The following is a 2,465-nucleotide window of genomic DNA, read 5'->3' on the forward strand; positions in this document are numbered from 1 at the left end:
CTATCAGCACCATAACAATAACATTAAAAGGAATTAAAACATTTACATAAATCTATGTACTTCTTAAACTACGTTTAAAATGTTTTAACCCTTTTATGTAAGCGTTAGTTTGCAATCCCGTCTTTCAGAGTTTTCATTTCGGTAAGCGAATTTGTGTTAAAGGTCTATCGTTTCTTCTTTGAGTTTTTCTGGTTGGGTTGTGGCATTAAAAGGGTTTAAGTTTGCTGGCGGTTACTATTTTTTAACTGAGTTTTTGGTAAATCAAGCTGAGCTTCTCTTTACTGGGTTTATATAGTCGGTTAGGTTTACAGCATTGAGTTAATTTTATTGTGTTAAGTGGTGTAGTGCGTAACCGCTCGGGTTGGTTTGGGTAATGCAAACTAACAAACCACTCATGCGGGACTGTTAAAGCTTGGCTCAGTTCCGCTTCGCTTCACAGTTTAGCCAAGCTTTACCAGCCCCATAGTGGGGCGTTATGTGTCACGGAGGTAGAGTGAGAATAAATATATTCTTGTCTGTTTTATATCTAAGTTCTTGCTCTGTAACTGAAGACCATTGTAGTTTTATGCCAGATTCTAAGATCTGGACAAGGACTCAAGATGTACCAAAATCAATTGAGCAAGACTTTAGCTTATGGTTTGAAAGTCATGATGGAAAATATATTGGCTGCACGTCATCTTCTTTTTCAAACAAATGTTCGGTTGCTCACGCTGTCTATGAAATTAACTCAAATGGGCAATATGTTGCGGATAAACATATAATTTGTGTGCAATGACACATAACAAAGCAATAATGAAAGGGACGCAAAAAGCTTGGCTGCGTCACTTCGTTCCTAATTTTAGCCAAGCTTTTATGCGCCCCATATTGCGGCGTTAACTGCCTTCGTGTGCCATGAACTTTATCCTAGAAAAAACAGAACAAATTGATTTTTTTACGTATCTTCCACAGATGCTTAAAGCCCTCAATATTCGCTGCTCTGATTACGATTGGTACCTAAGTGATATTGAAACTAACGGATTTGATATTGAAGAGGGTTGGTGGTCTGGGTCTAAACTGGAGGCATATTTGGCGGCCAATGATGTTCAGTTCATCTGGGGCGTTTTTAGTGCTGTAAAAATTGGTGATCGCCCTATGGTCATCGAGTCACCATACATCTATAACAATGCGTCTTATTGGTCAGGCGAAAATATTTCGCCCCAGTTGGAATGTGCTGTACTTGAAATAGCTGCATGGGATAGTAGCGCTACCATATTTGTGGGCTTGACGAGTGTGCAGGCCGCAAGGCTGCAAGCTACATATTCTGACACCAAGGTTTTAGGTAGTTGTAAGCATGGAAGTTAACAAACAGCTCAAGCCGACCTCCACTGCGTTGCTCGTTTTGTGCTTTTCCGCTACGCTCGCACAAAACAATCAACTCCGTTCCAGCGGCTTAGCTGGGCGTTATACACCATTTAAGAATATGTCGAATACATGGAAGCCAGTTGATATAAAATGGCTCAATAATGATCTAGAAAATCAGTTCTGGCTACTAGATGAGCCTCAGCAGAAGTTATGGAATCTGATTAAAATCAATCCAGAAAAGTGGTCACTTTCTCCGTTGGGAGATCAAGGTGGTGGATTCTATGTTGTTGCAGTATTCGGTAATCAGGTCTTGTGGTTTAACGATATCGAAGATGGTTACAACATCAGTAACTATAATGAATATGGCGTGATCTCTGATTATTTTAGTAATCAAAATGAATTACACCACTCAGTAAATTACCTTTATAGTTTGTTGCAAGATGGTGTATAACAAACGCATTAAGGGTGGACGCAAAAAGCTTGGCTGCGTTCGTGCCTCACTTATTATAGCCAAGCTTTATTGCGCCACTTATGCGGGCGTTATGTTTGAGTCGAATATGGATGATGAATTAAAGAAAAAGATTGATGTAGTAGTTGGCCTAAGTCGCTTGGCAGGCGGGACATTAATTATTATTGGTAGCATTTTAGTTTTCTTTTTCATTCAGGCAACGCTAGATCCAAATGCGACAATTGAGGTTAATGGTGTCCCAACTAAAGATTTAAATGCAAAAATTGGTGCTGTAATTTTTTGTATTTTATTTCCTATATGTGGGGCTTTATTAGCTTTCACTCCCAGCAAATTTATGGATAAATGGGCAGCAAAAATTATTAAGCATTTGAGTTAATCTCAAACATAACAATCGCATTAAGGGTGGACGCAAAAAGCTTGGCTGCGCTCATTCTTCGCTTATTATAGCCAAGCTTTTATGCGCCACTTATGCGGGCGTTAGCTAATTGCTTAACTTAGTTAAAAACTAAAAATTGGTGTTGTAAGTTTTCGAGTTGCTGGTTATTTTGTGCTAAAAAGTAACACCAACTCGCCACGCTCCAGTTGTTTGTAGGTTGGTTTTTCCAACTTGTTTTACCGTTGAGCGGCATTTATATTGTTTGCCTGCCGCTTCAAG

Annotated in this window: 3 protein-coding genes; all 3 read left to right on the plus strand. The window is 39.3% G+C overall.

Annotated elements, in window-relative coordinates; all coding sequences use genetic code 11:
• Positions 1-891: 891 nt before the first annotated feature.
• The 3 genes from WSC_RS0121380 to WSC_RS0121390 are packed head-to-tail and all read left to right on the plus strand — an operon-like array spanning position 892 to position 2,186.
• The gene (locus WSC_RS0121380; protein WP_016958003.1) at positions 892-1,341 is read left to right on the plus strand and encodes a hypothetical protein; all 450 of its coding nucleotides are present in this window, start codon (positions 892-894) and stop codon (positions 1,339-1,341) included.
• A complete protein-coding gene (locus WSC_RS0121385; protein ID WP_016958004.1) occupies positions 1,331-1,792 on the plus strand; it encodes a hypothetical protein in 462 nt (153 codons plus the stop codon). Before WSC_RS0121380 ends, WSC_RS0121385 begins: the two co-directional genes overlap by 11 nt.
• A complete protein-coding gene (locus WSC_RS0121390) occupies positions 1,782-2,186 on the plus strand; it encodes a hypothetical protein (RefSeq protein WP_016958005.1) in 405 nt (134 codons plus the stop codon). The genes WSC_RS0121385 and WSC_RS0121390 overlap by 11 nt, the downstream gene beginning before the upstream one ends.
• Positions 2,187-2,465 lie beyond the last annotated feature (279 nt).

Source organism: Catenovulum agarivorans YM01 (assembly GCF_000281085.1).
Taxonomy (GTDB): domain Bacteria; phylum Pseudomonadota; class Gammaproteobacteria; order Enterobacterales; family Alteromonadaceae; genus Catenovulum; species Catenovulum agarivorans.